Origin of the sequence: Brevibacterium epidermidis NBRC 14811 (assembly GCF_001570805.1) — a bacterium.
GTDB classification, from domain to species: domain Bacteria; phylum Actinomycetota; class Actinomycetes; order Actinomycetales; family Brevibacteriaceae; genus Brevibacterium; species Brevibacterium epidermidis.
Genome location: NZ_BCSJ01000015.1, coordinates 239,775 through 264,890, shown reverse-complemented (window position 1 = coordinate 264,890; position 25,116 = coordinate 239,775). Strand labels below are relative to the sequence as shown.

Genomic DNA, 25,116 nt, shown 5'->3' with positions numbered 1-25,116 from the left:
GGACGGTGTAACCGGAACTACTGCTGCCGGAGGGAGTGCTGCACGGATAGGTGACAGTTCTAGTCATGCCGCCAGTGCGACGGCACTCGATCTCCTCTGCAACCCGTCAGACTTTGACCGAACCTTTTTCGACCGGCGCACGGCAAAGTAGCGCTTGGTACTTCTCAACAGCTTCTGCCATTCGCTCTACAAATCTGGGTCGGAAGACGAACTGCTTGAAGGTCGGTGAGTAAAGGCAGTAGCGCGGCGATCTGCGGAGCGCTGTCGATGTGATCCGACTCTGACGCAAGACGCTCGGCACCATCAAGACGAACCTGTCTTGGGCGTTCGCCTATAACGTGGCAGCGATTCCGGTCGCAGCGTTCGGTATGCTCAACCCAATGATCGCCGGCGATGGCGTTCTCGAGCGTCTTCGTCGTTGGCAACAGCCTGCGTCTGCGCGGCTTCACGTCCATCACCAAGCAGGCTGCCTAGCACACCGGGCCCGGTCGCCCAGCCGAGAGGAGACACCCATGACGAAGCCACACTCGGGCCACGGGCACGACCACGGGCCTCACAGTGGCCACGAGCACCACGAGCGCACTGGGCACGAGGATCACGGTGGTCACGCTGGCCATATGGGCCACTGCGGTCACGGCGGCCACGGCGGCCACGGCGATCATGTGGCACAGTTTCGGCGCCTGTTCTGGGTGAATCTCGAGCTCGCGGTGCCAGTCGTCGCGTTCTCGCCAATGTTTGCCATGATCCTCGGCTATTCAGTACCAGGCTGGGCCACGTGGATCGCACCTGTTATCGGCACCGTGATGTATGTCTGGGGCGGCTCCCCATTCTTGACGGACACGGTGAGCGAAATCAAGGCCCGCAAACCGGGCATGATGCTGCTGATCGCCCTGGGCATCACCGTGGCCTTCCTCGCATCGTGGGGCGCAACACTCGGGCTGTTGCATCACGAGCTCGAATTCTGGTGGGAACTCGCGCTGCTGGTGGTCATTATGCTGCTCGGGCACTGGATCGAGATGCGTTCGCTCGCCCAGACCACTTCTGCGCTCGACTCCCTCGCGGCGCTTTTGCCCGACGAAGCCGAGCGGGTCGAGGGTGAAACGGCCGTCACGGTGAGCCCGGCGGAGTTGCGCGTTGATGATCTCGTGATCGTGCGCCCGGGCGGCAGCGTGCCGGCCGACGGCATGATTGTTGACGGACGTGCGGCCATGGATGAATCGATGATCACCGGCAAATCGCACCCCGCGACCCGCAGCGAGGGCGATGCGGTGACCGCCGGCACGGTCGCGACCGATTCGGGGCTGCGGGTCAGAGTCACCGCCATCGGAGACGACACGACACTTGCCGGCATCAACCGACTCGTCGTCTCGGGCGCAGCGCATCGCCGACCGGGCTGCAGGGTGGCTGTTCTGGTTCGCCCTCGCCGCAGCGGTCATCACCGCGATCGTTTGGATGCTCGTGGGCGACCCAGATGCGGCCGTGATGCGCACCATTACCGTGCTAGTGATCGCCTGCCCGCACGCGCTCGGCTTGGCGATTCCGCTCGTGGTTTCCATCGCCACCGAGCGCGCGGCTCGCGGCGGGGTGCTCGTGAAAGATCGTTTCGCGCTCGAGACGATGCGCCAAGTCGACGCGGTGCTCTTCGACAAGACGGGCACACTCACCAAGGGCGAACCGGTTGTCACCGGTGTCGCGCCAGTCGGCGATGTTGACGAGCACGCCCTGCTGGCCCTGGCTGCCGCGGCCGAGGCCGACAGCGAGCACCCCCTCGCCAAAGCGATCGTCGCCGCGGCGAGCGACCGAGGCCTCAGCCTTGCACCCGCCACCGGGTTCTCTTCTTCACCGGCGGTTGGCGTCACCGCCACCGTGGCCGGCCACGAGATTCGGGTCGGTGGGCCCCGGCTTCTGGAAGAAACCGGGCAGCCCGAGATCGGTGCAGCCGATGCCTGGCGGGCCGAAGGTGCCATCATTCTGCATGTCGTTCGCGACGGAATCATGATCGGCGGGCTGAAGCTCGCCGATGAGATTCGCCCGGAGTCGCGCGATGCCCTCGCCGCACTGCATCGGCTCGGTGTTGAGGTCGTGATGATCACCGGTGACGCTGCAGCCGTCGCGGGGGAGGTTGCTCGCGAACTCGGTATCGACCGTGTGTTCGCGGGCGTGCGCCCCGAAGATAAGGCCGCGAAGGTGGCCGAGTTGCAGCACGAAGGCACGGCTGTCGCGATGGTCGACGACGGCGTCAACGATGCCCCCGCCCTCGTGCAAGCCGATGTTGGTATCGCTATCGGGGCGGGCACCGATGTGGCGATCGCGTCGGCAGGGGTGATCCTCGCCAGCTCTGACCCCCGTTCGGTGCTCTCAGTGATCGAACTCTCACGTGCTGCCTACCGCAAGATGAAACAGAACCTGTGGTGGGCGGCGGGGTACAACTTGATTTCGGTGCCGCTTGCCGCCGGTGTGCTCGCCCGCGTCGGGTTCGTGCTGCCGATGTCGGTCGGAGCGATTCTGATGTCGCTGTCGACGATCGTCGTGGCGCTGAATGCCCAGCTCTTGCGCCGTGCTCGAACGCACGAACTGACCTCACGCAGCCCAGGATCAGCACATGTCATCAACCACTGAATCGCACGCGTCGCACCACGGGTATATCGGCGATAAGAAGCGCTACCTGCAGCGCATGAAACGAATCGAAGGTTTGGCCCGGGGCATCGCGAACATGATCGACGAAGAGCAGTACTGTATCCACATTCTGACCCAGGTCAGTGCGCTCACCCGCTCGCTGCAGGGGGTGGCGACGGGGCTGCTCGATGATCACCTGAAGCACTGTGTGCTCGATGCCGCCAAGCTTAGCGACGAGGCCGCCCACGAGAAGATTCAGGAGGCCACTGCCGCGGTCAACCGGCTGATCCGATCGTGACTGTGTGAGTCGGCCTCGCGGGTTAGCCTACCGGCACTTCCCGCCGAGCAGGGCTCTCGCGCCGCGCACCCCGGTGCGCTCGGAGCGCGCGGAGCGCCGACAGAATGGCCGCAAGGTCAACAATCTCTTGCAGCAGCGCTCCCACCACCGCCGGCAAATAGCCGAATGCGGCGACGAGCATCAAACCGACTGAGATGATGATGCCCATCCAGATCGACTGCAGGGCGATCTGCACCGTGCGCCGCGAGACATAGGCCACATCTGCCACTCGCGCGATGTCGTTCGAGGTGATCACCGCCGCTGCTGACTCGCTCGCGACCGTTGCACCCCTGCCCGCCATCGCAACACCGACGTCGGCGGCCGCCAGCACCGGGGCATCATTGATCCCATCGCCGACCATGAGTACGGGTCTCGGCCGCATCGCCTGCACAATCCGCACCTTGGTCTGGGGAGTGGTCTCAGCGTGCACCGTCTGAATGTCGACCGCGTGTGCGACAGACTCCGCGGTCGACGTGATATCACCGGTCACCATCGCGATCTCGGCCACGCCTGCTCGGCGAAGACGGGACACCGTGTCTGCAGACTGCTCACGAATCGGGTCGGACAAGATGATCACTCCGGCGAGCTCGTCACCGACCGATACGTAGACGGCCGTCTCCCCAGCTGAGAGTACGGGTCGATCGATCGGCCCGGTCACCTCTTCGATAAATGAGGGCTTGCCCACTCGCACCGAGGTGCCGTCTGCCAGGGAGGCGAGGACACCGTTTGTTGCCACCTCGTCGGCCGTCACCACTTCGGGAAGCTCAAGTTGCTGTGTGCGTGCCGATGCCACGATCGGATCGGCGAACACGTGCACGGAGTACTGCTCGGCGGCGGCCGCGAGCTGCAGCGTCTCGTCTACGGTGAGAGCAGCAGGGTGAATCTCGACGACGTCGGCTTTACCTTCGGTCAAGGTGCCGGTCTTGTCGAATGCGACTGCACGGACCCGGGCGAGCACCTCTAACACGCCACCGTCTTTGATGATGACGTTGAGCTTTGCCGCGGAACTCATCCCGCCCATGAACGCGACCGGGGTGGCGATGAGCAGCGGGCACGGCGTCGCCACAACGAGTACCTCGGCAAATCGCACCGGGTCCCCGCTGAGAAACCACGCGAAGCCCGCAATCAGCAATGACACAATGGTGAACGGCACCGCATAACGGTCGGCGAGTCGCACCATCGGTGCCCGGGAGTCCACGGCCTCCTCGACCAACCGTACGATCGAGGCGTAGTTCGAATCGGCTGCCACCTTCTGCGCGCGCATCGTGAAGCTCGTCGTGCTGTTGACCGTTCCAGAAAGCAGTGGGTCGCCCGCGTGGTAGTTCACCGGGATCGGCTCACCGGTCACGGATGATTCATCAATCGTCGCGTGATCCGATAGGAGCACCCCGTCGACGGGGAGGATCTCTGAGGAGCGCACCAGCAGTTCGTCGCCGACTTTCACCTCTTCGATCGCGATGCGTTCGACCTCACCTGTTACCGGGTGGATTCGACCCGCGAATGCTGGGGCTCGGTTCAACAGTTGGTCGAGTTCTCGGCTCGCGCGGCGAGCGGCGAGGTCTTCGAGTGCTTCCCCTCCGGTGAGCATCAACGCGATGATGAGCCCCGCGACATATTCCTGTACGGCGAGTGTCGCGATCATGGCGATGACCGCAAGGATGTCGAGCCCCCAATGCCCGCGCATCAGATCTTTGAACATGTCGATCGCGGTGATCACGATCACGATACCGAGCACCAAGTATGCGGTGACCCCGAGAGCCATCTCTGCGCCGGTCAGCCAGAGCATAACCCCGGTCGCCAAACCGACGAGCACGAACATCATGAGCTTGCGGGTGCGAAGAAATTCCACCGTCGATGACATTGCGTGTGACGCTTCCGAGGTACGTGGGGCGATGGTCTGGGCTGGCACGGTGCTGTTCTCAGTCTCTCTTCGAGAGGGTTGAGAGTGCGGTGAGCGCGGTCACATCAGTGATCGTGATCCGCCCCTGTTCCTGTTGTGAGATCACCCCGGTGTCGGTGAGTTTGCGAAGTTGCCGACTGAGGGACTCTGGTGTCGTGGACAGGAGCGAAGCGATGTCCTTCTTTGCGAGCGGCAGCGTCACGTCGGTGGCTCCTCGCGGCCCTGGCGTCGCAGGGAGCGAGAGCAGGTAATCGGCGAGACGAGAGCTCACGTTTCCCGAGATGACAGAAGCCAGTCGCGCCTCAGTATCATCCAAGCGCTGACTCACTCCTTGCAGCATGCGCAGCCCGATGCTCGGATGCTTCTCGACGAGACGCCCGAGATCGGCATGACGGAACACGCACAGTTCGGTATGCACGAGCGCTTCTGCTGCGTGATCGGGTCTCGTGCCGGTGAGAAACGCGGATTCTCCGATGAAGTCGCCCGGCCCGAGGACCCGGATCACCTGCTCGTGCCCAGCCGCACTTGTGCGAGCGATCTTCACCTGACCGGTGTGCACCACCATCAACTGCGACATATCCGAGCCTGCTGTATACGCCTGCTCGACAGCGTCTAATCGGACGGTCCGTGCAAATCCCGCAACTTCCACTTGCTGCGCATGTGTGAGCCCTTGAAACAGTGGTACACGGGCCACGCAGAGATCATTTGCTGGATCAGCATCCACATCGGTTGAAACAGCCAACGGCGTCCTTCCTTTCCCTTCTAGTATAGCGACTCGTGGCACAACACCCGCGCTTCAGCTGAAGCCAGGGGTGGCGCGTGCAGTGATGTACGCGTGGGGCGTCCGCGGGTTCGAGCGCTGCCCGATCACCTCGAACCCGGCGTGGGTGAGGGCTTCGACCATTTTGTTCATCGGCCACCGGTATGCGGCGGCGATCGGATGGTCGAATGCCTCTAGCCGCGGCCCCGCGAAAAAGGACATCAGCAGCGATCCGCCGTCACCCAGCCGAGTGCGCAGTGTTGCGAGCGCGTGTAGGAGCTCTTCTGAGCTCATGTGAATGGTCGAATACCAGGCGAGGATCCCGCCCCAGCGGATCTCGCAACGGGCGAGATCTTCGATGGAATCGTGATGGAACACAACCGCGGGATGTCTGGCTCGGGCAATCGTGATGAGGCGATCCGATGGTTCGAGCCCTTCCACCGTGTGTCCGAGGCGTGCGAGGTGACCGGTCCAACGCCCGGTACCCGCGCCGACATCAAGAATGGGGCCATCGACTGCCGCGGCCCACGGCTCGATGACCGCACGGTCAGGGTCATCCGGTGAGATCTCGGCGCCGAGAATGCCCTCGATATCAACCTCAGGCGACCCGTATGCATCGGCCACCCGGTTTATTGAGGCCACAGGATCAGACGTCCGTGCTGCTGTGAATACGGCGTCCGTCGGTGCCTCAGGCCGCTGGGTCATGGTTCGATGATCACTTTGCCGGCAGTGTGCCCAGCCTCCACCATGGCGACGGCTTCCGCAGCCCGATCGAGACTGTACCGGTCCGTCACCTGCGGGTCGACGAGACCGTACTGGGCGACGCCGGTGACCTTCTCGAGCCCTTCACGCGTGCGCACCACCGCTACGCCACCGAGTTGCTGCACGGTGGTCGGGTCTGCGGTACTGATGATGACGCTCGGGTTTTTGGCGACGACCGCGAGATCACGAAGCGCCTGCCCACCGACCACGTCGATGAGCACATCAACACCCTCCGGCGCGATGGCACGCACCCGGTCAGCCGCACCCTCCCCGGAGGCAACGAACGTCGCGCCGGTCGACTCCACCAGTTCCTGCTTCGCTGCACTGGCCACACCGATGACCGTGAACTTGTGCACATTGCCGATCTGCGCCGCCATCAGCCCGACCCCACCTCCGGCGCCAAGAATCAGCATCGTCTGACCAGGTTCCAGCTCGATCTGATGCGTCACGTCATACGCAGTCGCCCCTGCGACAGGCAGTGCTGCAGCGTCAGCAAAGGAAAGCTCTTCGGGCTTCTGGACGGTTTGTGCCGCATCCAACACCGTGTGCTTCGCGAACGTTCCCTGTCCTTTGGCCGCGAGGCCGAGCACCATGTCACCGACAGCGAAGCTCTCGACCTCTGCGCCTACGGCGGTGACGACACCGGAGGCCTCTCGGCCCATCGGTGCGGGAAGCGGCCAGTGGGAGCCCATCTGCCCCGCACGGATCTTCCAGTCAGCAGGGTTCACCCCGGCCGCTTTCACTTCGATCGCGAGCTCTCCAGGCCCAGGCGCCGGAGCGGGGCGTTCAACGAGTTCCTGCGTCTCGGGGCCGCCATAGGCGGCGAAGACCAGCGCTTTCGACATTATTGACTTCTCCTCATTCTCCAGGTGAGTGACACTTACGTGGTTGCCTGTGGCGGAGCGTCTTCACCCGAAGCCTCTGCCGCATCAGCGAGTTCCTTCGTGGCATACTCCGCGTCAATTGCGTGCTCCGGAGGTGAATAGACGGTGTAGAGCACCAAAGGCTCATCGCCAGTGTTGCGGAAGTTGTGGCGAGTACCGGCCGGGACAGCGCACAGGTCGCCAGCATCAACGGTGTGCGTCTCGCCGTCAAGGTCGGCCTCTCCGCTGCCCGACACAAAACTCAGCAACTGGTCGGTGGTGTCATGCACCTCGTCGCCGATCTCCCCGCCCACCGGAATCGTCATCGCAACGAGTTGGGAATGCTTTCCCGTCCAGAGCACCTGACGAAAATTCATGTTTGCTTTCGCGACCTCGTCGATGATGAAGTGCGTCGCCTTCTCGCCGACGCTGAACTGGTTCTCACTCATGTGTGTGGTCCTTTCTTAAGATGGAAGTTCGGATGAACTCTCGGCCGTGGCTGGTTCGACCGGGCGGCCTGTTTCATGTGCGGCTCGGGCGCGTTCACTCCTCGACAACGCAGTGGCTCCTTGGGTGTTGCGCAGCAGGCGCATCGCGTTGAGGATTACGATGAGCACCGATCCCTCGTGCACGAGCATGCCGATAGCCATCGTGACACCCCCTGCGAAGACCCCGACGAGCAGCACGACAACGGTGATGAGCGCGATCCAGATGTTCTGGCGCATGACGTTCACGGTGCGTTTGGCGAGGCTGATTGCTTCGGGCAGTTTCAAGAGGTTGTCGCCCATCAGGGCAATGTCTGCCGTCTCCACGGCCACCGCTGAGCCCGCTGCACCCATGGCAACACCAATGTCGGCGGTCGCGAGGGCCGGGGCGTCGTTCACGCCGTCGCCCACCATCGCGACCGTGTGCCCCTCGCGCTGCAACCGCGCGACAGCGTCGAGCTTGTCCTCGGGTAGCAACGAAGCATGGATCTCATCGATACCGACCGCCTCACCGATGGCTTCGGCGACAAGGCGCGTATCTCCGGTGAGCATCACCACCTTCTGCACCCTGCTAGCGTGCAAGCGCCTGATCATCTCGGGGGCATCCTCGCGGATCGTGTCTGCGACACCGATTACGCCAAGCACTCTCTCATCGACCGCGACAATCATGGGGGTCTTGCCTGCCGCTGCCAGTTTGTTCGCAGCCACAGCCGCCCCCGCGTCGTTCACGATCCCGTACTGTTCGAGCAGCGGCACGTTACCGATGAGTACCCGCTTGCCGTGAGCGTCGGCCACGATCCCCTTGCCCACGACCGGTGTGACCGATCCCGGAAGGCCCTCGGGGGCCACTCCTTCTTCTCGTGCGGTGTCGAGGATCGGGCGGGCAAGTGGGTGCTCGGACCCTGCTTCTGCGGCGGCTGCCCAGCGAAGCACCTCGCGCCGATCCGCTTCAGGATTGAGCACAACGATGTCGGTGAGTACCGGGCGGCCCTCGGTGAGAGTCCCCGTCTTATCGACTGCGACGGCCGAGATCTTGGCCGAGGTTTCGAGGTACTCGCCGCCCTTGATGAGAATCCCGTTGCGGGCCGAGCGGCCGATTCCCGCTACGATCGCCACGGGAATCGAGATGACGAGCGCGCCCGGGCAACCGATCACGAGCAACGTGAGGCCGAGCACTACGTCACCAGAGATGAGGCCCGCCGCAAGCGCGAGTACCATCACCGCGGGCGTGTACCACTTCGAGAATCGGTCGATGAATGCCTGCGTTTTCGCTTTCGCATCCTGCGCTTCTTCGACACGGTGAATGATGCGCGCGAGCGTCGTGTCGGCTCCGATGCCGGTCGCCATGACCTGTAGGAATCCGCCCCGCGAGATCGTGCCCGCAAACACGTGATCTGACTTCGTCTTTTCGACCGGGATCGACTCACCCGTGATCGATGCCTCGTCGATCGCTCCGGTGCCTGACACGACCTGCCCGTCGACGGGAACTTTCGCTCCGTTCTTTACGAGCACGATCTCGCCCATGCGCACCTGATGTGCGGCGATCTCGACCTGCTCACCGTCGCGCATCACGACTGCAACGTCGGGGGCCACCGCGACCAACTCAGCGAGCGCTGCACGGGTCTTGTTCATCGTGCCGGCTTCGAGTGCGTGACCGATCGCGAAGAGGAACGTCACGGCGGCAGCTTCCCAGAAGTTGCCGATGAGTGTCGCGCCGATCGCTGCAATCGATACGAGCAGGTCGATACTGATGAACTTTACGAGCAGTGCCCGGACGGCCTTCACGACGATTCCGTACCCCGCGACAATTGCTGCGGCGAGCATGAACGCGTTCGCAAGGGTAAACACATGACCAGAACCGTGGGCGTGTTCGCCAGCGTCGATCCACCATTGCGGACCGACCGTGACGTTCCAGCTGCTGCCGAAGAGCTTTTCGACGCCGAACGACACGAGAATGAGGAGGCCCGAGACAACGGGAATGAACCAGTTGCCATACCGCCACTTACGGAACTCGTTCACGAATGTGCCGCCTTTCGAATTGGTGAACTTAGTGCGTTAGGAGCCGTTTGGCTAGAACGCGGAGGCCTTCGACTTATAGCCGGCCTTATCGACAGCAGCAATGAGATCGTCGACGGAACTTCTTGTCTCATCGTGGTCGATCTCAACGCGACCCGAGGCGAAGTGCACCGTCACGTTCTCGACGCCATCGAGCTTGCCGACCTGCTTCTCGATCTTGGTCACGCACGACGGGCACGAGAAACCCTCGGCGCGCAGCAGAGTGTGGGTGGTGTCAGTAGCGTTCGCCATGATGAGTCCTTTCGCTTCACCCCGAAACGGGGATCGACCAGGAGGTTCCTGGCCTTCACGACCCAGACTATTGTGTTGACAGAGCCTCAGCCTTGACCTAGATCAAGTCGTGCTCGGAGCTCCTCTCTGTGGCTCACCAGCTACTTGGGTGCTGTGAGTCGCTTCTTGGTTGATCTGCTGGGCGCCATGAAGGTCTACAAGACCGAACTGATCCGTCAGCAAGGCCCTGGCGGACGGTCGAGCAGGTCGAGCTTGCGACCCTCGAATACGTGTGATGGTGGAACCATGAGCGGCTCCACGGGGAACTCGATATGCGTACTCCGATCGAGGTCGAACAGGCGTACTACGCTGAAACCGAGACGCTTCTGTCACCGACCGGCTGACAGGGAAACCGGTCGGAACAAGAACCAGGCCAATCCAAAATGCTTCTTCCTGCCAAGCGTAGAGACCAAGGCGCCCGTCTTCGAGCGGATGCAAAGGAAGAGCTGCACTCAGCTCGGGCTGCACCATCATCGGCATCGTGTGCATATAACTGATATTGCCATTACCCTCCGACATTCTTGGATTGAGTGCGTGGGATTCTGTTTTCGGTTGAGCGACTATTTGGAATTTCGGGTTCCCAGCGCACAAGCCTTCGGCGTATGCTGAGGGCAGGCGGCCTCTACCTGCTACGTCATCGCCACAATCGGTGGCACAACTCAACGGCCTTGGCTGAACAGTTTTCTTCCTCCTGTCGCCCTCGACTTGGAGAGGACTGTCACCTTTCTTTGCATCAGTCCCGTTATCGAAGAGTTTGTTGATGCTGGCGAATCTGCGCGCAAGGCAGACCGGCCCGAGCTGATGCGAATGATCAAGTATGTCGCTGAACATCAGGTCAACTACTGCATCGTGCACAAAGTCGACCAACTCGCGCGCAACCGGGCCGACGATGTAGCCATCCATCTCGCGCTACGCGACGCAGGGGTCATGCTCGTTTCTGCTAGCGAGAACATTGACGAGACCCCGTCGGGCAAGCTGCTACACGGCATCATGTCATCGATCGCCGAGTTTTATTCGCGAAACCTCGCTACCGAAACAGTGAAGGGGCTCACACAGAAAGCCGCGCAGGGTGGCACCACGAATCGAGCACCGATCGGCAATGTGAATGTGGGTGTGCGCGACGAGCGCGGCCGTGAGAACCGTACCGTGCAGGTCGACGAAGAGCGTGCGCCGCACATTACGTGGGCGTTCCAGGTGTACGCATCGGGCAGGTGGACGCTCTCTCAGATCCATCGCGAACTAATCGCCCGTGGGCTCACCACCCTGCCGACACCGAAACGTCCCTCGAAGCCGATCGCGATCTCAACCCTGCACCGATTGCTCTCGAACCCGTATTACAAGGGAGATGTGAGGTTCAAAGGTGCAACCTACAAGGGCAGCCACGAAGCGATCGTGCCGAAAGAGGTCTGGTATCAGGTGCAGGCAGTGCTCGACGCACACAAGTCCGCGGCTGATGCGACCCAAGTGCATGACCACTACTTGAAGGGCACGGTCTATTGCGGCCAGTGCGGCGAACGCCTGATTATCACCAATGCGAAGAACCGGCACGGCAACGTCTACCCGTATTTCGTGTGCTCGGGAAGGCACTCGGGAAAGACCGAGTGCACGAGTCAGGCGATGCTCATCGAAGATGTTGAGCGGCTCATCGAGAAGTACTACGAGATGATCGAAGTGTCACCTGGGCTGCGGCAAGACCTCGCCGGGAAGATCCACGCCGACTTCGATCTGCTCATGGCGAACGAGACGAAAGAACTGTCGCGGCTGACGAGCGAGCGCGACCGTCTTGACGATGAGCGAATGAAACTGTTGCAAGCCCACTATGCGGGGGCGGTACCGATCGACCTGTTGAAGCAGGAGCAAGATCGCATCGCGAACCAGATCGGTGACATTCAACACCGGCTCGAAGCGCACCATGACGAGTATGCGTCAGCCCGGGCGAACCTCGATGATTCGCTCGGGTTGCTCGCCAACATCGTCAGCATCTATCAACGTGCTGATGACGCGAACCGGCGGCTGTGCAACCAGGCGTTCTTTCATCGGATCTTCATCGAGGAAGAAGGAGATGTGCGGGTCGAGTACGAGCGCCCCTTCGGTTCGCTCTGCGACACGGAGGAGCAGATGAACGCCCTGAACTGGGCCGCTGAAGCGAAAAAGAAGGGAGAGGCTCAAACCGGATAAAGAGTGGTTACTCTTGTCGAGGGTTTGAACCTCTCCCATTTGGGGTGAGTAACGGGACTTGAACCCGCGACATCCGCGACCACAACGCGGCGCTCTACCAGCTGAGCTATACCCACCACATGCGCTGCACTTCACGTGCAGACAGCAAGATACATCTTAACCGCACCACTTGACCCGGGCAAACCAGAACCGCCCTTGAGCCTCAATGAGACACAGATCTCATTACGTGCAACGATTCAGTAGCGATCTATAACGGTTTCGGAAAACTGGTAGGAGCACCCCTCCACATTCATTAGTATTGACACGGCCCTGTCCTCGATAATCTTCAAGGAACCCTGTACATGCCTCGTGCGTTGATCTCCGTCTCAGATGACGGGTTCACCTACACCACCCTCAACGGGGCGACGAGTCGCTATTCGGACACCGGGCAGGCCATCACTTACCTCGGCGACTATGCCAAGGCGACCGAGACTCCCCTGGCCGTGACGATCGACGACGGTACGAAGACGACCGAGATCGGCATCGATGCGACAGGCAGGGTCGGGGCCGCCCCCAAACAAGACACCACCGCCGAGGATGTCGCGGGCGAATCGTCTACCGCTTCGGCTGCGGGTGGTTCAGTAGATGGTTCGACAGATAGTTCGGCTGAGTCGACCGGACAGACCGGGCATTCGGAGAATGCCGACCAGAGCACGAACGGCCAGGCCGCAGGTGGGCAGAACGGATACGCTGCCCAGGACGATTCAGCAGGGTCGAACGGCGACAGCTACCCGATGGGCACACCATTCTCCGGGCCGGCCGCACCGGCCACTCCGACGGTGAAGAAGACACCGGTACGTAAACGCTCGGCTCGCAATCGCCCGCAGCGACTGAAGAAGATCACCGTCCCCGGGCTCGTGCTTATCGGTCTGGCAATCCTCATGATCGGCGCTTTCGTCGTTCCCAACATCGTCCCCGTCGACTCCCCTGACACCCCGCAGACGATCGGTTCGGAACAGCAGGTCAATCCCGCATCCGAACTCTCCGTCGACAAGACCAAAGACATTGTGCCCAGCTACGACAATTCCCCAACGTGGGAAGCCAAGGTGCCCAAGCGCGCCTCGGTGACGGCTTCCGATCGCGGAGTCCTCCTCGTCAACGACAACCGCCTCGAAGTCCTCGACGCAGACACCGGCAAGTCCCGATACAAGACCAAGATCGACGAATCCCCGACCTTCGCCGTCGACACCGTCATCGATGGGCAACCGGCGCTGCTGTGGCAGTCGGGCAATACCGCCGAGGCGCTCTTCGACGGAGAGTCGGAGCCGAAGAGCTACCAGCTTCCGGAGAAGGCACGCATCACTTCGGCCGGCAAGAGCGTGCTCATCAAATCAGGCAACAAACTCTCGACCTTCGGTGCCGATGGCTTGGAGAACGTCCCCACCCCGCAGGCCGGTTCGACACCGATGGCCATCGACAACGATGAGCTCTTCAGCTCGGACTGGAACGGTCCGGTCAAGGCGAAGAACATCAAGTCCGGCGAGGAACGCAGCATCGATCTCGAAAGCCCCGGCGACGAGCTGAAGATCATCGACTGGATCTCGGCCGGCCACGGCAAGGCGATCACGCTGTGGGGCGAACAGGGCGCTTCGACGAATTCAGGTCACAGGATCCAGCTCGTCGTCCACTCCCTCGAAGACGGGTCGATCCTTTCGACCGTGACCACGACGACCGACATCGTCGGCGAGAAGTCCTGGGTGCGCGGACAGGCCGGAGAACGCGCCTACATCGGCCCCTACCTCTTCGACCTGGAGTCGGGCCTGCTGCTCATGGACGTCTCCAGCCGTGACATCCATCTCTCCGAGCCTCGCGGTTCCATCGTCCCCTGCACGATGGATACGAACACGTCATGCCTCCTCGCCGGCAAGCAGGCATTCAAGACGGATACCGATCTGCTGGCGGTCGTGGACAAAGGCGAGAAGGCCCTGGTGCTCGGCGACGACTCGACCGTTCGGGCATATCCGAAGAAGTCCGAAACTCAGGATCGCTGATTCCCTGAAGGGGTTGCAGGCGACTGCTCGCCGGCCCCGAAGCGCGGTCCTGTCATGGATCCCGCGCCACGGCGAAACACGCCAGCGGCTTTAACACATCTGGTCGAGACATTAAGATAGTGCCCGATGTGTCTGAACGTCATGTCCCCTTGACCAATAAAGTCGGAATCCCCACCGCGAAGGAACGTAGTGCCAGTCTCACACAGGTTCAGCCGCAGAGCCGCCGCAATCGGCTCCGCGCTTGCCCTGGCAGCACTACCGATCTCGGCGACTGTCACGCCTGCATTCAGCTCGCCGATTCCCACGGTCGATGCCAGTTCGAACCCCGACGCCGATGCTTCTGCGGGAGCCGATTCAACTGCCGGCGCAGATTCCTCTTCCAGCGATGACGCTGACACAACAGCAGACGGCACTGACGGCGCCGAGGCGGAGTCGAGCAGCGCTGACAACGGCGTGACCGAGGTCGATGGCGACGAGGAAGAAGGCGACAAAGCCTGCAAAGATCAGGATTGGACCTCAGACGAACCCTGCGCGATCGACGGTGAACTCACGGCCGACTGGCACAAGATCGGCAATGAGATGTCCGTTCCAGAGAACGATCAGGATGCCCCTGACGGCACCTTGCCGAAGAGCTGGGTCGGTAAGTCTTTCAAAGCCCCGGAACAGTCGATGAAACGCGTTCCGGCACAGTCATCCGACGACACTGCCTCTGACTCGACCGCGGACGAATCGGACACCGACGACAGCGGACAGTCCGTCGACGAGGCGACTGCTGAATCAGCACCCTCGGAATACCACTTCAACGACAAAGGTCAGATCGTTGCCGAAGGTCAGACCGAGCCGATGAACTTCGAGAAGTTCGCTCCCTCTGGACCGGACCCCGCGTGGACGTTTGAGGTCAAGGACGGCACTATCGTCGTCACCGAAGGACAGCCCTACCCGGACGACGACGGGTCCGAAGCATCCAGCGACCCGGACGGATCCACTTCGGACGATTCAGAGGCCGGTGCCGACGGCGGGTCGAAGGACACCGACCCCGCTCCGACGGCGGACGGGTCGACCTCGTCGGACGGTTCCGACAGCGACAGCAGCGAATCTGCCGACACGGACGGCGTCACAGCCGATGACGGTTCCGCGAGCGACGCCGGCACGGACGGATCGTCCTCGGACAGCGACACCTCTGACGACAGCACCAGCTCGACCGATAGCACCACCTCGTCGGATTCGGACTCGACGGAACGGGCAGATACGTCTGCCGACGGGGACTCCGACGGCAGGGAATCTGATTCCGATACCGGTTCGGGCTCCGACGGCTCTCGCAGCAGCGATTCCGACAGCTCGGATTCCGGCGAGGACGACGAGAAGGATTCGGACGGTGCCGGTTCGTCGGCCGGCACTTCAGACGCCGACGGCACCACCCCGGACCCGTCAAACGGCAACGGTTCTCCCGACTACGAACGCGAAACCATCCCCGGCACCGCAGGTGATGAATTTCTGCCCGGAGATGACGAGGGCGCAGAACGCCCCGACTATTCGGATCCGGTTCCTCGCAACCCAGACGAACAGACGCCCAAAGACGATACGGACCTCATCACGGGTGGCGATCAGCCGTCCCCGAGGGCCAATCAGAATCCAGCGACCTCGTTCGGCGAATCCATCATCTCCACGATCGTCAGCTCCTGGCCCATCTTCGTTCTCGCCGCCTCCGGTATGGCAGCAGTAGGGTTTATCATCTACCTCATGGGACGCCGCGGAAAACAGGACTGAGGCCGAATGGGCCTCTTCGACTCAGAGCTGCGCGTAATCGCCGCCGCTAAAGAACTCGTACGCAGCCTCAGGCCGGATGAAAACCACACCGTTGCCGCTGCCGCCATGGACACTGTCGGGCGAATCCACACCGGTGTCAACGTCCACCACTTCAACGGTGGACCCTGCGCGGAACTCGTCGCGATCGGCACCGCCGCGGCCGCGAACGCCGGTCCGCTCGTCACGATCGCCGCGGTCGGCGACCAAGGCCGTGGGCTGCTGGCTCCGTGCGGACGATGCCGACAGGTCCTCCTCGACCTCCATCCCGATGCCCTCGTCATCGCTCCGGCTGACACCACGGGCGAACCGTCGATCGCCACGGTCCCCGCTCTGCTCCCCCACTCTTACCGACATCCGGATTCTGCACCGAAACGACTGCTGAGGTTCCACGCTCGCTACTTCGACGCCGTCACGAATGGGACGAAGACGCTGACGGTGCGGTGGAACGAAGGCCACCGCACGGGTCCGGCTCTGGCGTACTTCGAGAACACCGAACATGGCACCCTCCCCGTGGAAGTCGCCTCGGTGATGGTGAAGCGAACCGACGAACTGCAGCCTGAGGATCTCGACCTCACCCGCCAGAGTGGATTGGAGCGGTATATCGCCAATGTCCGCAGTCACTACCCAAACATGCCTGCGGCCGCGAACGTCGAGATCGTAAGATTCCGTCGAACCGCGGCCGATATCTGACACTCTCTGGGCCCAGCCGCTAAGCTGGACAGCGAAGCACTGTGACAGAAGGCCACAGGCGCAGGAAAGCATTCTCGACCGGGAGGACTCGACCCGATGACTGACAACGTCTACACCTCAGATGTGACCGTCGACCAGGCAACAACCGCACAGCTCGCAGAGTCGATCCGACTGCGCGAGGAGCGCATCGCCGAGAACATCGATGAGCTCGTCGGCCGCATCCACCCGAAGGTGCTGGCGACTCGGGCCGTCAACAAGGCGAAGTCCGGAGTCGTCGAAGAAGACGGTTCGCCCAAACCCGAGATCATCGCCCTCGGCGGCGGTCTCGTCCTCGGCGTGGCCGCCCTCGTCGTCGGACTCTCCGGTCGCAAGCGTGGCTGAAGCCGCCCTTCCGATCCGGATGCTCCATGACCGGATCCTGCTCGAACCCAGTGCGGAAGCCGGGGAACGCAAATCCTCAGCGGGCATCGTCATTCCCGCCACCGCCAGCATGGGCAGACGCCTCGTGTGGGGCCAGGTCGTAGCGGCGGGCCCGCACGTACGGCAGGCCAACCTCGGTGACACCGTCCTCTACGATCCGGAGGAACTCGCCGAGGTGGAGCTCGAAGGACGCGCGTATGTCCTCCTGCGTGAACGCGATGTCCACGCGATCTCCGAACCGGCCGAACAGTCGAGCTCCGGGATGTACCTGTAGGGATCCTTTGGGGTTCGCAGCCCCATGGAAAGGGACTCTGACCTGGGGCTTGCGACCTTCATCACAAAATCGAGTGTGGGCCGATCTCGGTTTGCATGATCGGTCGACACCTGAGTAATATTAATTCTCGTTGCGCAACAAGCGCGGCATGCGCCTCTAGCTCAATTGGTAGAGCAACTGACTCTTAATCAGTGGGTTCCGGGTTCGAGTCCCGGGGGGCGCACAGCACAGAGAGAACCGCTTTCGACTTCGGTCGGAGGCGGTTCTTTCGCATTCACGCGAGTCTTGGTCGCTCAGTCCTGGCTGCTCAGTCCTGGCCGGCGCGGGCGTAGGCACCGAGCACCTGACGCTCGGAATCCCCGAGATACGCGCCGAGGATCTTCGCCGCAGCCGCTGAGCCCTCTGTCCGGTAGACCTCGATGACTTCCTTATTGCGAGAGATGAACGGCGCGTGGAGGAAGTCGAGGACCTCGACCTTGAGGAATGCCAGCCGCAGCTCAGCGAGCACATTCGAAAACGACTGCATCAGCCGCCTGCTGTCCGACAACGAGACCACGGCATTGTGGAACCCCATGTTCGCCGTGCCGACTTCCAGCCAGTTCTCTTCGGCAGCGAACTTCTCGGCAGCCTCGACGGCCGCCTCCATCCTCACGGCGTTCGGGTGATTGCGCGGCGCGTACTCGAGCACCGAGCACTCAACATGATGACGCACCCGGTAGATGTCGACGACATCAGCGGTGCTCGGTGACGCCACTGAGACGCCTCGGTGCGGGATATGCGTGACCAGGCCCTGCTCACCGAGCACCCGGAACGCCTCACGCAGAGTATTGCGCGAAACATCAAATTCCTTCGCCAGCGCGGTTTCGGACAGCCGCTCACCGGGGCGCAGCTCTCCAGCGATGAGGCGGTCAGTGAGCCTGTTGACCAGGGACGAATCGTGATTCACCTCTCCATTCTACTGAAACAGCACACCGAACTCCCATCCGTCAGTCGACAAAGAGACGAGGAAAGTGTGACCCCCGTCTATTTTTGTTGAACACTGAGTGCTAGATTGTTTACCACTTCACGTGCGCCAGGACACAGTCATCGCTATCCACACCCCATCGACACACACGAAGGAACAACTGACCACCAGACAGTCGGAGACTCCTATGTCACACGCACCGGAATCCCAACCGCCGGAACCCTCTGCTACGGATGGGACCGCCTCGGGCCTTGAAAATACCAAGAGCGAAATCGGCTCCAAGATCAGCCGCAGCGCGATCATCGGCGCCATCTTCCTCATGGCCACCTCGGCGATCGGTCCGGGCTTCATCACCCAGACCGCCACCTTCACGGCTCAGATGGGTGCGGCCTTCGCCTTCGCGATCTTCGCGTCGATCCTCATCGACATCGCCATCCAGCTCAATATCTGGCGCATGGTCACCTCGTCAGGCAAACGCGCCGCCCAACTGGCCTCCTCGGCCGTGCCGGGTTCGGGCATCCTCCTGTCCATCCTCATCGTCGTCGGCGGACTGGCCTTCAACATCGGCAACATCGCCGGCGGCGGCCTCGGTCTCAATGCGCTGCTGGGCATCGACCCGAAGCTCGGCGGACTGCTCACCGGCGTCCTGGCGATCGGCATCTTCCTGTTCAAACGCGCCGGAAAGGTCGTCGACGCCGTCGTCCTCGTCCTCGGCATCGGAATGATCATCCTCACCTGTGTCATCGCCATCGTCTCGAACCCCCCGGTCGGTGAGGCGCTCAGACAGTCGATCGCGCCCGATACCATCAACTTCGCCACCGTGACCACGATCGTCGGCGGCACCGTCGGCGGCTACATCACCTACTCGGGTGCCCACCGGTACCTCGACTCCGGCAAGACCGGCCCGGAGAACGCCGGTTCGGTCATGCGCTCGGCGCTGTCGGGCATCATCGTCACCGGCGTCATGCGCTACGTCCTCTTCCTCGCCATCCTCGGCGTCGTCGCCTCCGGTGTCGCCCTCGACCTCGACTCGAGCGTCGCGAACCCCGCCGGCCAGGCCTTCGCCGCAGTCCTCGGCGAGGCGGGAATGCGCATCTTCGGCGCCATCTTCTGGGCCGCGGCACTGAGCTCGGTCATCGGTGCCGCCTACACCTCGGCGACGTTCCTCTCCGCGTTCTCCAAGCGCCTCGAAGGCGGTTGGCCGCTGCAGCTGGCGACCGTGGCCTTCATCGTCGTCTCGCTCATCGTCTACCTCGTCCTCGGCACCGCCCCGGCCACGCTGCTCGTCTTCGTCGGCGGCTTCAACGGCCTCATCCTGCCGATCGGTCTGACGATCTTCATGTACATCGGCTGGTTCAGGCCCCGCCTGCTGCGCACTGACTCGTACCCGAAGTGGTTGCTCATCATCGGCACCGCGGCAACACTGGTCACGTGGTACACGGCCACACAGTCCATCGGCCCCATCTTCGCCATGATCGGAATCGGAGGGTGACATTGTCCACCAACAGCGAACTGAGAATCGACCTCAACTCTGACCTCGGGGAGAACGTGCCCGACCGTGTCGTCAGCGACGATGCGGCCATGCTCGGCCTGGTCACCAGCGCCAACGTCTCCTGCGGGTCCCACGCCGGCAATCCCGAGGGCATCCGCTCCACCGTCGACGCCGCTACGAAGGGCGGAGTCGTCATCGGGGCCCACCCCGGATACGACGATTACGAAGGCTTCGGCCGTCGTGCGCTCGACGTCCCGGCAGCCACCCTGCAGGCCCAAGTCGAATACCAGATCGGTGCACTCATCGGACTGACCACGGCCGTCGGCGGAACCGTCTCCTACGTCAAACCCCACGGCGGTCTCTACAACGCGATCGTCCACGACGAGGCGCAGGCGAAGGTCGTCGTCGACGCCGTCAAGGCCATCGACGACTCCCTGGTCTTCCTCGGACTCGCCGGCAGCGTGGCCAACCGCGTCGCCGCCGAGGCCGGGCTGACCGTCGCCGCCGAGGCCTTCGCCGACCGGTCCTACAACCCCGACGGCTCCCTGGTCTCCCGGTCCGAGCCGAACGCGGTCCTCCACGACCCCGAGGCCGTGGCCGCCCGCGTGCTGCGCCTCGTCCAAACCGGACAGGTCGAAGCCATCGACGGCAGCCTCGTCAACGTCGACGCGCACTCCATCTGCTTCCACGGCGACAGCCAAGGATCCATCGACATGGCCCGCGCCGCCCGTGATCTCCTCGAATCCGAAGGCGTCACCATCGCCGCATTCGCCGGAGCCAGCCGATGAGCACTGCCACTTCGGCCACCACTGCCATGAACACGATGCGGGCGGCAGGCGCGGAAGCGCGCGCACGCATCCGGGCAGGATTCGACGGTCCCACCTCGGGGATGGCGCCGGGGCTCGTCCAGGCGAACCTCATCTCCGTGCCCGCGGAGTGGGCCTTCGACGTCCTCCTGTTCACCCAGCGCAACCCGAAGCCGTGCCCGGTCGTCGACGTCCTCGAACCCGGACAGCTGGCCTCAGCGCTGGCGCCCGGCAGCGATATCCGCACCGATATCCCCGGCTACCGGATCTGGGAGAACGGCGCCCTGACCGGCGAGGTCACCGACGCCACCGAGGTGTGGGAGAAGCACCCGGACCTCGTGTCCTTCCTCATCGGCTGCTCGTTCACCTTCGAAAATGGGCTCACCGAGGCGGGCATCCCGATCCGCCACCAGGAGGGCGGTCGCAACGTGCCGATGTACCGCACGTCAACGGCCTGCCGTCCGGCCGGTCGGGTCAGCGGAGACATGGTCGTGTCGATGCGTCCGATCCCGGCCGCCCAGGTCGCCGAGGCGGTGCGCATCACCGACCGCTTCCCCGCCGTCCACGGCGCCCCGATCCATATCGGCGAACCCTCCCAGATCGGCATCGCTGACCTCGATGCCCCGGATTTCGGTGACGCCCCGGTCATCGAAGACGGTGACATCCCCGTCTTCTGGGCCTGCGGAGTCACCCCGCAGGCAGCTATCCAGGCATCGGGAATCCCCTTCGCGATCACCCACTCACCTGGGAAGATGTTCATCACCGACGAACCGGAAGACACCTACCGCCAATGACCTCGACCCCGCTGGCCGACTCCCTGACCTTCCACACCGCGTCCAGGCGCCACCTCCTCGTCGAGTGCGCCGACCTGACCGCGACGATGGCTCTGCACCACAGCCTCGAAGCCGCTGATCTGCCCGGCGTCACCGAGCTCATCCCGGCCGCGCGCACGGTGCTGCTCAGCTTCGATCCCGCACGCACGAGCGCCGAGATCCTCGCCGAGGCGGTGCGCGGGCTCGGGCACACGGAGTCGGTCTCGGATACGGCTAGGGAGGTCACGATCGAGGTCCGCTACGACGGCGAGGACCTCGCCGAGGTGGCCGACCTCCTCTCCGTCTCCCCCGCCGAGGTCGTCAAACGCCACCAGGCCGCGACCTGGCAGGTCGCGTTCGCCGGGTTCGCCCCCGGCTTCGGCTACCTCGCCGGAGACGACGAGCTCTTCACCGTTCCCCGCCGCTCGTCCCCGCGCACACGTGTGCCAGTGGGCTCGGTGGCACTGGCCGGTGAGTTCACGGGCGTCTACCCGCGCTCCTCCCCCGGCGGTTGGCAGCTCATCGGACGCACCGATGCGAAACTATGGGATCTCGACCGACAGCCCCCGGCACTGTTCGTGCCCGGCACGATCGTGAAGTTCGTCGAGGCCGAACGGGAGATCGTCGACGTTGCGGCGAACGGTTCGGCCGCAGGTGCGGCAGGTGCGGCAGCAGATTCGGCGTCGGATTCTCCGTCTGCTTCGGCTGAGGCAACGTCCGACACTGATGAGGCGGCGAGCACTGTTGGCCCGCACTCCCTCGAGGTCCTGCGCCCTGGGCTGCAGCTGCTCGTCCAGGATCTCGGCCGGCCCGGTTTCGCATCGATGGGTGTCTCCGCTGCCGGTGCCGCCGATCGCAGCGCGTTGACCACTGCCAACCGGCTCGTCGGCAATGCCGAGACCGCTGCCGGCCTGGAGAGCTTCGGCGGCGGAGTGCTCCTGCGCTCAACCGGCGACGGCGTCGCCGCTGTCACCGGGGCCACGGGAACGATCACCGTGACCGCTGCCGATGGCACGGTTCTCACACCCCGCCTCGGCGAGGCCTTTGCCCTTGCCGACGGGGACGAACTCGAACTCGGACCCGCCGAGCGCGGAGTCCGCCGCTATCTTGCTGTCCGCGGTGGAATCGATGCCGAAACGGCTCTGGTCAGCAGCTCCGCTGACACCTTGGCTGGGCTCGGTCCGGCCGCTGTCGATAAAGGCACCACGCTCAGTGTGCACGATCCGCGGACGGCGCCCCACCTCGTCGATCCTGCTCCCGCCCGACCGAGGGACCTGCCGCAGGCGGGTGAGACCGTGGAGATGACGGTGACTCTGGGTCCACGCGAGGACTGGTTCACCGATGCCGGGGTCGAGACGCTGCTGTCACAAGTTTGGACGGTCACTCACGAATCGGACCGGGTCGGACTGCGCCTGTCCGGGGAGGTTCCGCTCGAGCGTGCCCGCACCGGGGAGCTGCCCAGCGAGGGTGCGGTCACCGGTGCCCTACAGGTTCCGCCCAACGGTCAGCCGGTGCTCTTCGGTCCCGACCATCCGCTCACCGGCGGCTACCCGATCATCGCGAGCGTCGATGATCTCGACCTCGCCGCGCAGCTGCCTCCGGGCGTGAAGCTGCGCTTCACCACCTCTGCCCGACCGACGCCGAATACCCGTCCGGCCGAGGCACCCCGCACCAACGACAACGAAGGCTGAACAATGTCGAGAATCCTCATCGCCAACCGCGGCGAGATCGCCGTCCGCATCATCCGCGCCTGCGCCCAGCACGGGCACACCTCGGTGGCTGTCTACGCTGATCAGGACGCCGATGCCATGCATGCCCGGCTTGCCGACGAAGCGTTCGCTCTGCCTGGGACGACAGCGGGTGACACGTACCTCAACATCGATGCGATCCTCGCCGCAGCGAAGTCCGCCGGTGCCGATGCCGTCCACCCCGGTTACGGATTCCTGTCCGAGAACGCCGATTTCGCCGCCGCCGTCGAAGCCGCCGGCCTCATCTGGATCGGTCCGACCGCGGACACGATCACGACCCTCGGCGACAAGGTCACGGCCCGTCAGCTCGCGCAGAAGGTCGGCGCTCCCCTGGCACCGGGCATCGACCGTCCCCTCGAGAACGCGGCCGAGGTCGAGTCCTTCGCCGCCGAGGCGGGGCTGCCGATCATCATCAAAGCCGCCCACGGTGGCGGCGGACGCGGAATGAAGATCGTCCACGAGCTGTCCGAGGTAGCCAGTGCCTTCGAATCGGCGACCCGTGAGGCCGTCGAGGCCTTCGGTAGGCCCGAGTGCTTCGTCGAGAAGTTCCTCGAGCGTCCCCGCCATGTCGAGGTCCAGATCGTCGGCGACGGTCAGGGCCGTGTTGTGGCCGTCGGCGACAGGGACTGCTCGGCGCAGCGCCGCAACCAGAAGCTCATCGAGGAAGCCCCGGCTCCGGGGCTGACGGCAGAGCAGCGGGAGCGTCTGCACCGTTCAGCCGAAGCAATCTGCGCCGAGGTGGACTACCGCGGTGCCGGCACCGTCGAATTCCTGCTCGCCGCCGACGGAACCATGACGTTCCTCGAGGTCAACACCCGACTCCAGGTCGAGCATCCCGTCACCGAGGTGACCTCAGGGGTCGATCTCGTCGCCGAGCAGTTCCGCATCGCCTTCGGTGAGGGTCTATCACTGGAATCGACTCCTGAGCCGGTCGGGCACGCGATCGAGCTGCGCATCAATGCCGAGGATCCCGGCCGCGGCTTCCTGCCGACGCCGGGACGCATCGACGTCCTCGATGTGCCCGGTGGACTCGGTGTGCGCTGGGATTCCGGTGTGCGTGCCGGTGACACCGTGCAGCCGGCCTTCGATTCCCTCTTCGCGAAGCTCATCGTCCACGGTCCCGACCGTGAGCAGGCGATCGCGCGCACCGTGACAGCGGCGAAGGAGCTCAATGTCGAGGGTCCGGCCACAGTGGTGCCGTGCTCCCTGGCGATCCTCACCGATGAGGCGTTCACCGGTCTCGGCGTCGACGGTGTCGAGGGTGTCGACGGCATCCACACGCAGTGGATCGAAGCCGAGCTGCTGCCGCGCTTCGCGACTCAGGACCGCCCGGCCCCGGTCGCCGATGGCGAGATGCAGCGCATGTCGATCGAGATCGACGGGAAGCTCACCACGATCGGACTGCCCGCCGGACTGCTCGCTGCCCTCGGCTCGGTCGGTGGGACCGGTCAGGGCGGCGAGGCCGGAAACGGTGGGGCCGCCTCGGCGAGTGCCGGGGATGTCACCGCACCTGTGCCGGGCAGCCTAGTTGACTTCCTCGTCGACGACGGGGCCGAGGTCGCTGCCGGCGATGAGGTCGCCGTGCTCTCGGCGATGAAGATGGAGACCCGGGTCGAAGCCCCGGTCGCGGGAACGTTCCGCCGAACGGCGGCCGTCGGCGATGTCGTGGCCGTCGGGCAGGCCATCGCACGGGTCGAATAAGACGTCGGGCCGCCTCGGCGAGGGACACCGACAGGGCCTGCGCCCGGACTGCGGCGGCACCGGTCGCGACAACGGAATAGAGTGGTGGGCAGCAATGGTTGTCCACTATGGAGACCGACCCCACTA

At 63.6% G+C, this 25,116-nt stretch carries 21 protein-coding genes, 2 tRNA genes and 2 pseudogenes; 15 read left to right on the top strand and 10 right to left on the bottom strand.

Translation table 11 applies throughout. From position 1 onward, the window contains the following. Positions 1-242 precede the first annotated feature (242 nt). A pseudogene (locus BEP01S_RS17150) lies at positions 243-474 on the top strand (hypothetical protein); the annotation flags it as partial. Here BEP01S_RS17150 and BEP01S_RS17145 read toward each other — a convergent pair. Beyond that, positions 471-662 carry a hypothetical protein gene (locus BEP01S_RS17145; protein WP_244882252.1) on the bottom strand — a complete coding sequence of 64 codons (192 nt, stop codon included), beginning with the start codon at positions 660-662 and terminating at the stop codon, positions 471-473. The pseudogene BEP01S_RS17150 and the gene BEP01S_RS17145 overlap by 4 nt on opposite strands. Here BEP01S_RS17145 and BEP01S_RS12335 point away from each other — a divergent pair. Together BEP01S_RS12335 and BEP01S_RS12330 are read left to right on the top strand one after the other, a co-directional pair. Beyond that, a pseudogene (locus tag BEP01S_RS12335) lies at positions 618-2,619 on the top strand (heavy metal translocating P-type ATPase). The gene BEP01S_RS17145 and the pseudogene BEP01S_RS12335 sit on opposite strands and share 45 nt — an antisense overlap. After that, positions 2,603-2,914 (top strand): metal-sensitive transcriptional regulator, encoded by a 312-nt coding sequence (locus BEP01S_RS12330; RefSeq protein ID WP_062243683.1) that lies wholly within the window; start codon positions 2,603-2,605, stop codon positions 2,912-2,914. The pseudogene BEP01S_RS12335 and the gene BEP01S_RS12330 overlap by 17 nt, the downstream one beginning before the upstream one ends. A 22-nt stretch (positions 2,915-2,936) precedes the next feature. Here the strand turns inward: BEP01S_RS12330 and BEP01S_RS12325 are convergent, their stop codons facing one another. From BEP01S_RS12325 to BEP01S_RS12295, 7 genes are all read right to left on the bottom strand, one after another. Then, positions 2,937-4,814 carry a heavy metal translocating P-type ATPase gene (locus BEP01S_RS12325; protein WP_062243678.1) on the bottom strand — a complete coding sequence of 626 codons (1,878 nt, stop codon included), beginning with the start codon at positions 4,812-4,814 and terminating at the stop codon, positions 2,937-2,939. Positions 4,815-4,872: 58 nt separating this feature from the next. Beyond that, positions 4,873-5,595, bottom strand: a complete 723-nt coding sequence (locus BEP01S_RS12320) for a Crp/Fnr family transcriptional regulator (RefSeq protein WP_167348279.1) — start codon at positions 5,593-5,595, stop codon at positions 4,873-4,875. Positions 5,596-5,649: 54 nt separating this feature from the next. Beyond that, positions 5,650-6,237, bottom strand: a complete 588-nt coding sequence (locus BEP01S_RS12315; protein WP_241897420.1) for a class I SAM-dependent methyltransferase — start codon at positions 6,235-6,237, stop codon at positions 5,650-5,652. Between the two features lie 77 nt (positions 6,238-6,314). Further along, a complete protein-coding gene (locus BEP01S_RS12310; RefSeq protein ID WP_062243668.1) occupies positions 6,315-7,220 on the bottom strand; it encodes an NADP-dependent oxidoreductase in 906 nt (301 codons plus the stop codon). A 35-nt stretch (positions 7,221-7,255) separates the two neighbouring features. Then, a complete protein-coding gene (locus BEP01S_RS12305) occupies positions 7,256-7,687 on the bottom strand; it encodes a cupin domain-containing protein (protein WP_062243665.1) in 432 nt (143 codons plus the stop codon). Positions 7,688-7,702: 15 nt separating this feature from the next. Further along, complete coding sequence (locus BEP01S_RS12300; protein ID WP_062243662.1) at positions 7,703-9,742, bottom strand: heavy metal translocating P-type ATPase; 2,040 nt, start codon at positions 9,740-9,742, stop codon at positions 7,703-7,705. A gap of 51 nt (positions 9,743-9,793) precedes the next feature. Next, positions 9,794-10,030, bottom strand: a complete 237-nt coding sequence (locus BEP01S_RS12295; RefSeq protein WP_017791819.1) for a heavy-metal-associated domain-containing protein — start codon at positions 10,028-10,030, stop codon at positions 9,794-9,796. Between the two features lie 744 nt (positions 10,031-10,774). Here BEP01S_RS12295 and BEP01S_RS12290 point away from each other — a divergent pair. Then, on the top strand, positions 10,775-12,247 hold the full coding sequence (locus BEP01S_RS12290) for a recombinase family protein (protein ID WP_280512736.1): 1,473 nt from the start codon (positions 10,775-10,777) through the stop codon (positions 12,245-12,247). Between the two features lie 40 nt (positions 12,248-12,287). On the opposite strand, the gene BEP01S_RS12285 is transcribed toward BEP01S_RS12290, so the two are convergent. After that, positions 12,288-12,363: transfer RNA gene (locus BEP01S_RS12285), tRNA-His, on the bottom strand. A gap of 225 nt (positions 12,364-12,588) precedes the next feature. Here BEP01S_RS12285 and BEP01S_RS12280 point away from each other — a divergent pair. From BEP01S_RS12280 to BEP01S_RS12255, 6 genes are all read left to right on the top strand, one after another. Next, the gene (locus tag BEP01S_RS12280; RefSeq protein ID WP_062243656.1) at positions 12,589-14,277 is read left to right on the top strand and encodes a hypothetical protein; all 1,689 of its coding nucleotides are present in this window, start codon (positions 12,589-12,591) and stop codon (positions 14,275-14,277) included. 189 nt (positions 14,278-14,466) lie between these two features. Continuing rightward, positions 14,467-16,044 (top strand): hypothetical protein, encoded by a 1,578-nt coding sequence (locus BEP01S_RS12275; protein WP_062243653.1) that lies wholly within the window; start codon positions 14,467-14,469, stop codon positions 16,042-16,044. A gap of 6 nt (positions 16,045-16,050) precedes the next feature. Continuing rightward, on the top strand, positions 16,051-16,773 hold the full coding sequence (locus BEP01S_RS12270; protein WP_062243649.1) for an ASCH domain-containing protein: 723 nt from the start codon (positions 16,051-16,053) through the stop codon (positions 16,771-16,773). Positions 16,774-16,869: 96 nt separating this feature from the next. Continuing rightward, positions 16,870-17,154 carry a DUF3618 domain-containing protein gene (locus tag BEP01S_RS12265; RefSeq protein ID WP_062243646.1) on the top strand — a complete coding sequence of 95 codons (285 nt, stop codon included), beginning with the start codon at positions 16,870-16,872 and terminating at the stop codon, positions 17,152-17,154. Then, complete coding sequence (locus tag BEP01S_RS12260; protein WP_062243643.1) at positions 17,147-17,467, top strand: GroES family chaperonin; 321 nt, start codon at positions 17,147-17,149, stop codon at positions 17,465-17,467. Before BEP01S_RS12265 ends, BEP01S_RS12260 begins: the two co-directional genes overlap by 8 nt. A gap of 150 nt (positions 17,468-17,617) precedes the next feature. Next, positions 17,618-17,690: transfer RNA gene (locus BEP01S_RS12255), tRNA-Lys, on the top strand. An 84-nt stretch (positions 17,691-17,774) separates the two neighbouring features. Here the strand turns inward: BEP01S_RS12255 and BEP01S_RS12250 are convergent. Continuing rightward, on the bottom strand, positions 17,775-18,413 hold the full coding sequence (locus BEP01S_RS12250) for a GntR family transcriptional regulator (RefSeq protein ID WP_062243640.1): 639 nt from the start codon (positions 18,411-18,413) through the stop codon (positions 17,775-17,777). A gap of 205 nt (positions 18,414-18,618) precedes the next feature. Between BEP01S_RS12250 and BEP01S_RS12245 the strand changes: the two genes are divergently transcribed. From BEP01S_RS12245 to BEP01S_RS12225, 5 genes are read left to right on the top strand one after another with little or no spacing between them, the layout of a single operon-like run. Further along, complete coding sequence (locus BEP01S_RS12245; RefSeq protein WP_157070568.1) at positions 18,619-19,923, top strand: NRAMP family divalent metal transporter; 1,305 nt, start codon at positions 18,619-18,621, stop codon at positions 19,921-19,923. 2 nt (positions 19,924-19,925) lie between these two features. Continuing rightward, entirely contained in the window at positions 19,926-20,711 is a 786-nt protein-coding gene (locus tag BEP01S_RS12240; RefSeq protein WP_244882217.1) for a LamB/YcsF family protein, read from the top strand. Beyond that, entirely contained in the window at positions 20,708-21,523 is an 816-nt protein-coding gene (locus tag BEP01S_RS12235) for a putative hydro-lyase (protein ID WP_244882216.1), read from the top strand. Before BEP01S_RS12240 ends, BEP01S_RS12235 begins: the two co-directional genes overlap by 4 nt. Further along, the gene (locus tag BEP01S_RS12230; RefSeq protein ID WP_083532699.1) at positions 21,520-23,232 is read left to right on the top strand and encodes a 5-oxoprolinase subunit B/C family protein; all 1,713 of its coding nucleotides are present in this window, start codon (positions 21,520-21,522) and stop codon (positions 23,230-23,232) included. Before BEP01S_RS12235 ends, BEP01S_RS12230 begins: the two co-directional genes overlap by 4 nt. 3 nt (positions 23,233-23,235) lie before the next feature. After that, positions 23,236-24,990, top strand: a complete 1,755-nt coding sequence (locus tag BEP01S_RS12225) for an acetyl/propionyl/methylcrotonyl-CoA carboxylase subunit alpha (protein ID WP_062243637.1) — start codon at positions 23,236-23,238, stop codon at positions 24,988-24,990. The last annotated feature ends 126 nt before the right edge of the window (positions 24,991-25,116 follow it).

Coding starts and splice junctions, on each gene's coding strand:
- BEP01S_RS17145 (WP_244882252.1), bottom strand. CDS start 662: ATGATCGCCGTGGCCGCCGTGGCCGCCGTGACCGCAGTGGCCCATATG.
- BEP01S_RS12330 (WP_062243683.1), top strand. CDS start 2,603: ATGTCATCAACCACTGAATCGCACGCGTCGCACCACGGGTATATCGGC.
- BEP01S_RS12325 (WP_062243678.1), bottom strand. CDS start 4,814: ATGTCATCGACGGTGGAATTTCTTCGCACCCGCAAGCTCATGATGTTC.
- BEP01S_RS12310 (WP_062243668.1), bottom strand. CDS start 7,220: ATGTCGAAAGCGCTGGTCTTCGCCGCCTATGGCGGCCCCGAGACGCAG.
- BEP01S_RS12305 (WP_062243665.1), bottom strand. CDS start 7,687: ATGAGTGAGAACCAGTTCAGCGTCGGCGAGAAGGCGACGCACTTCATC.
- BEP01S_RS12295 (WP_017791819.1), bottom strand. CDS start 10,030: ATGGCGAACGCTACTGACACCACCCACACTCTGCTGCGCGCCGAGGGT.
- BEP01S_RS12280 (WP_062243656.1), top strand. CDS start 12,589: ATGCCTCGTGCGTTGATCTCCGTCTCAGATGACGGGTTCACCTACACC.
- BEP01S_RS12270 (WP_062243649.1), top strand. CDS start 16,051: ATGGGCCTCTTCGACTCAGAGCTGCGCGTAATCGCCGCCGCTAAAGAA.
- BEP01S_RS12265 (WP_062243646.1), top strand. CDS start 16,870: ATGACTGACAACGTCTACACCTCAGATGTGACCGTCGACCAGGCAACA.
- BEP01S_RS12245 (WP_157070568.1), top strand. CDS start 18,619: ATGTCACACGCACCGGAATCCCAACCGCCGGAACCCTCTGCTACGGAT.
- BEP01S_RS12235 (WP_244882216.1), top strand. CDS start 20,708: ATGAGCACTGCCACTTCGGCCACCACTGCCATGAACACGATGCGGGCG.
- BEP01S_RS12230 (WP_083532699.1), top strand. CDS start 21,520: ATGACCTCGACCCCGCTGGCCGACTCCCTGACCTTCCACACCGCGTCC.
- BEP01S_RS12225 (WP_062243637.1), top strand. CDS start 23,236: ATGTCGAGAATCCTCATCGCCAACCGCGGCGAGATCGCCGTCCGCATC.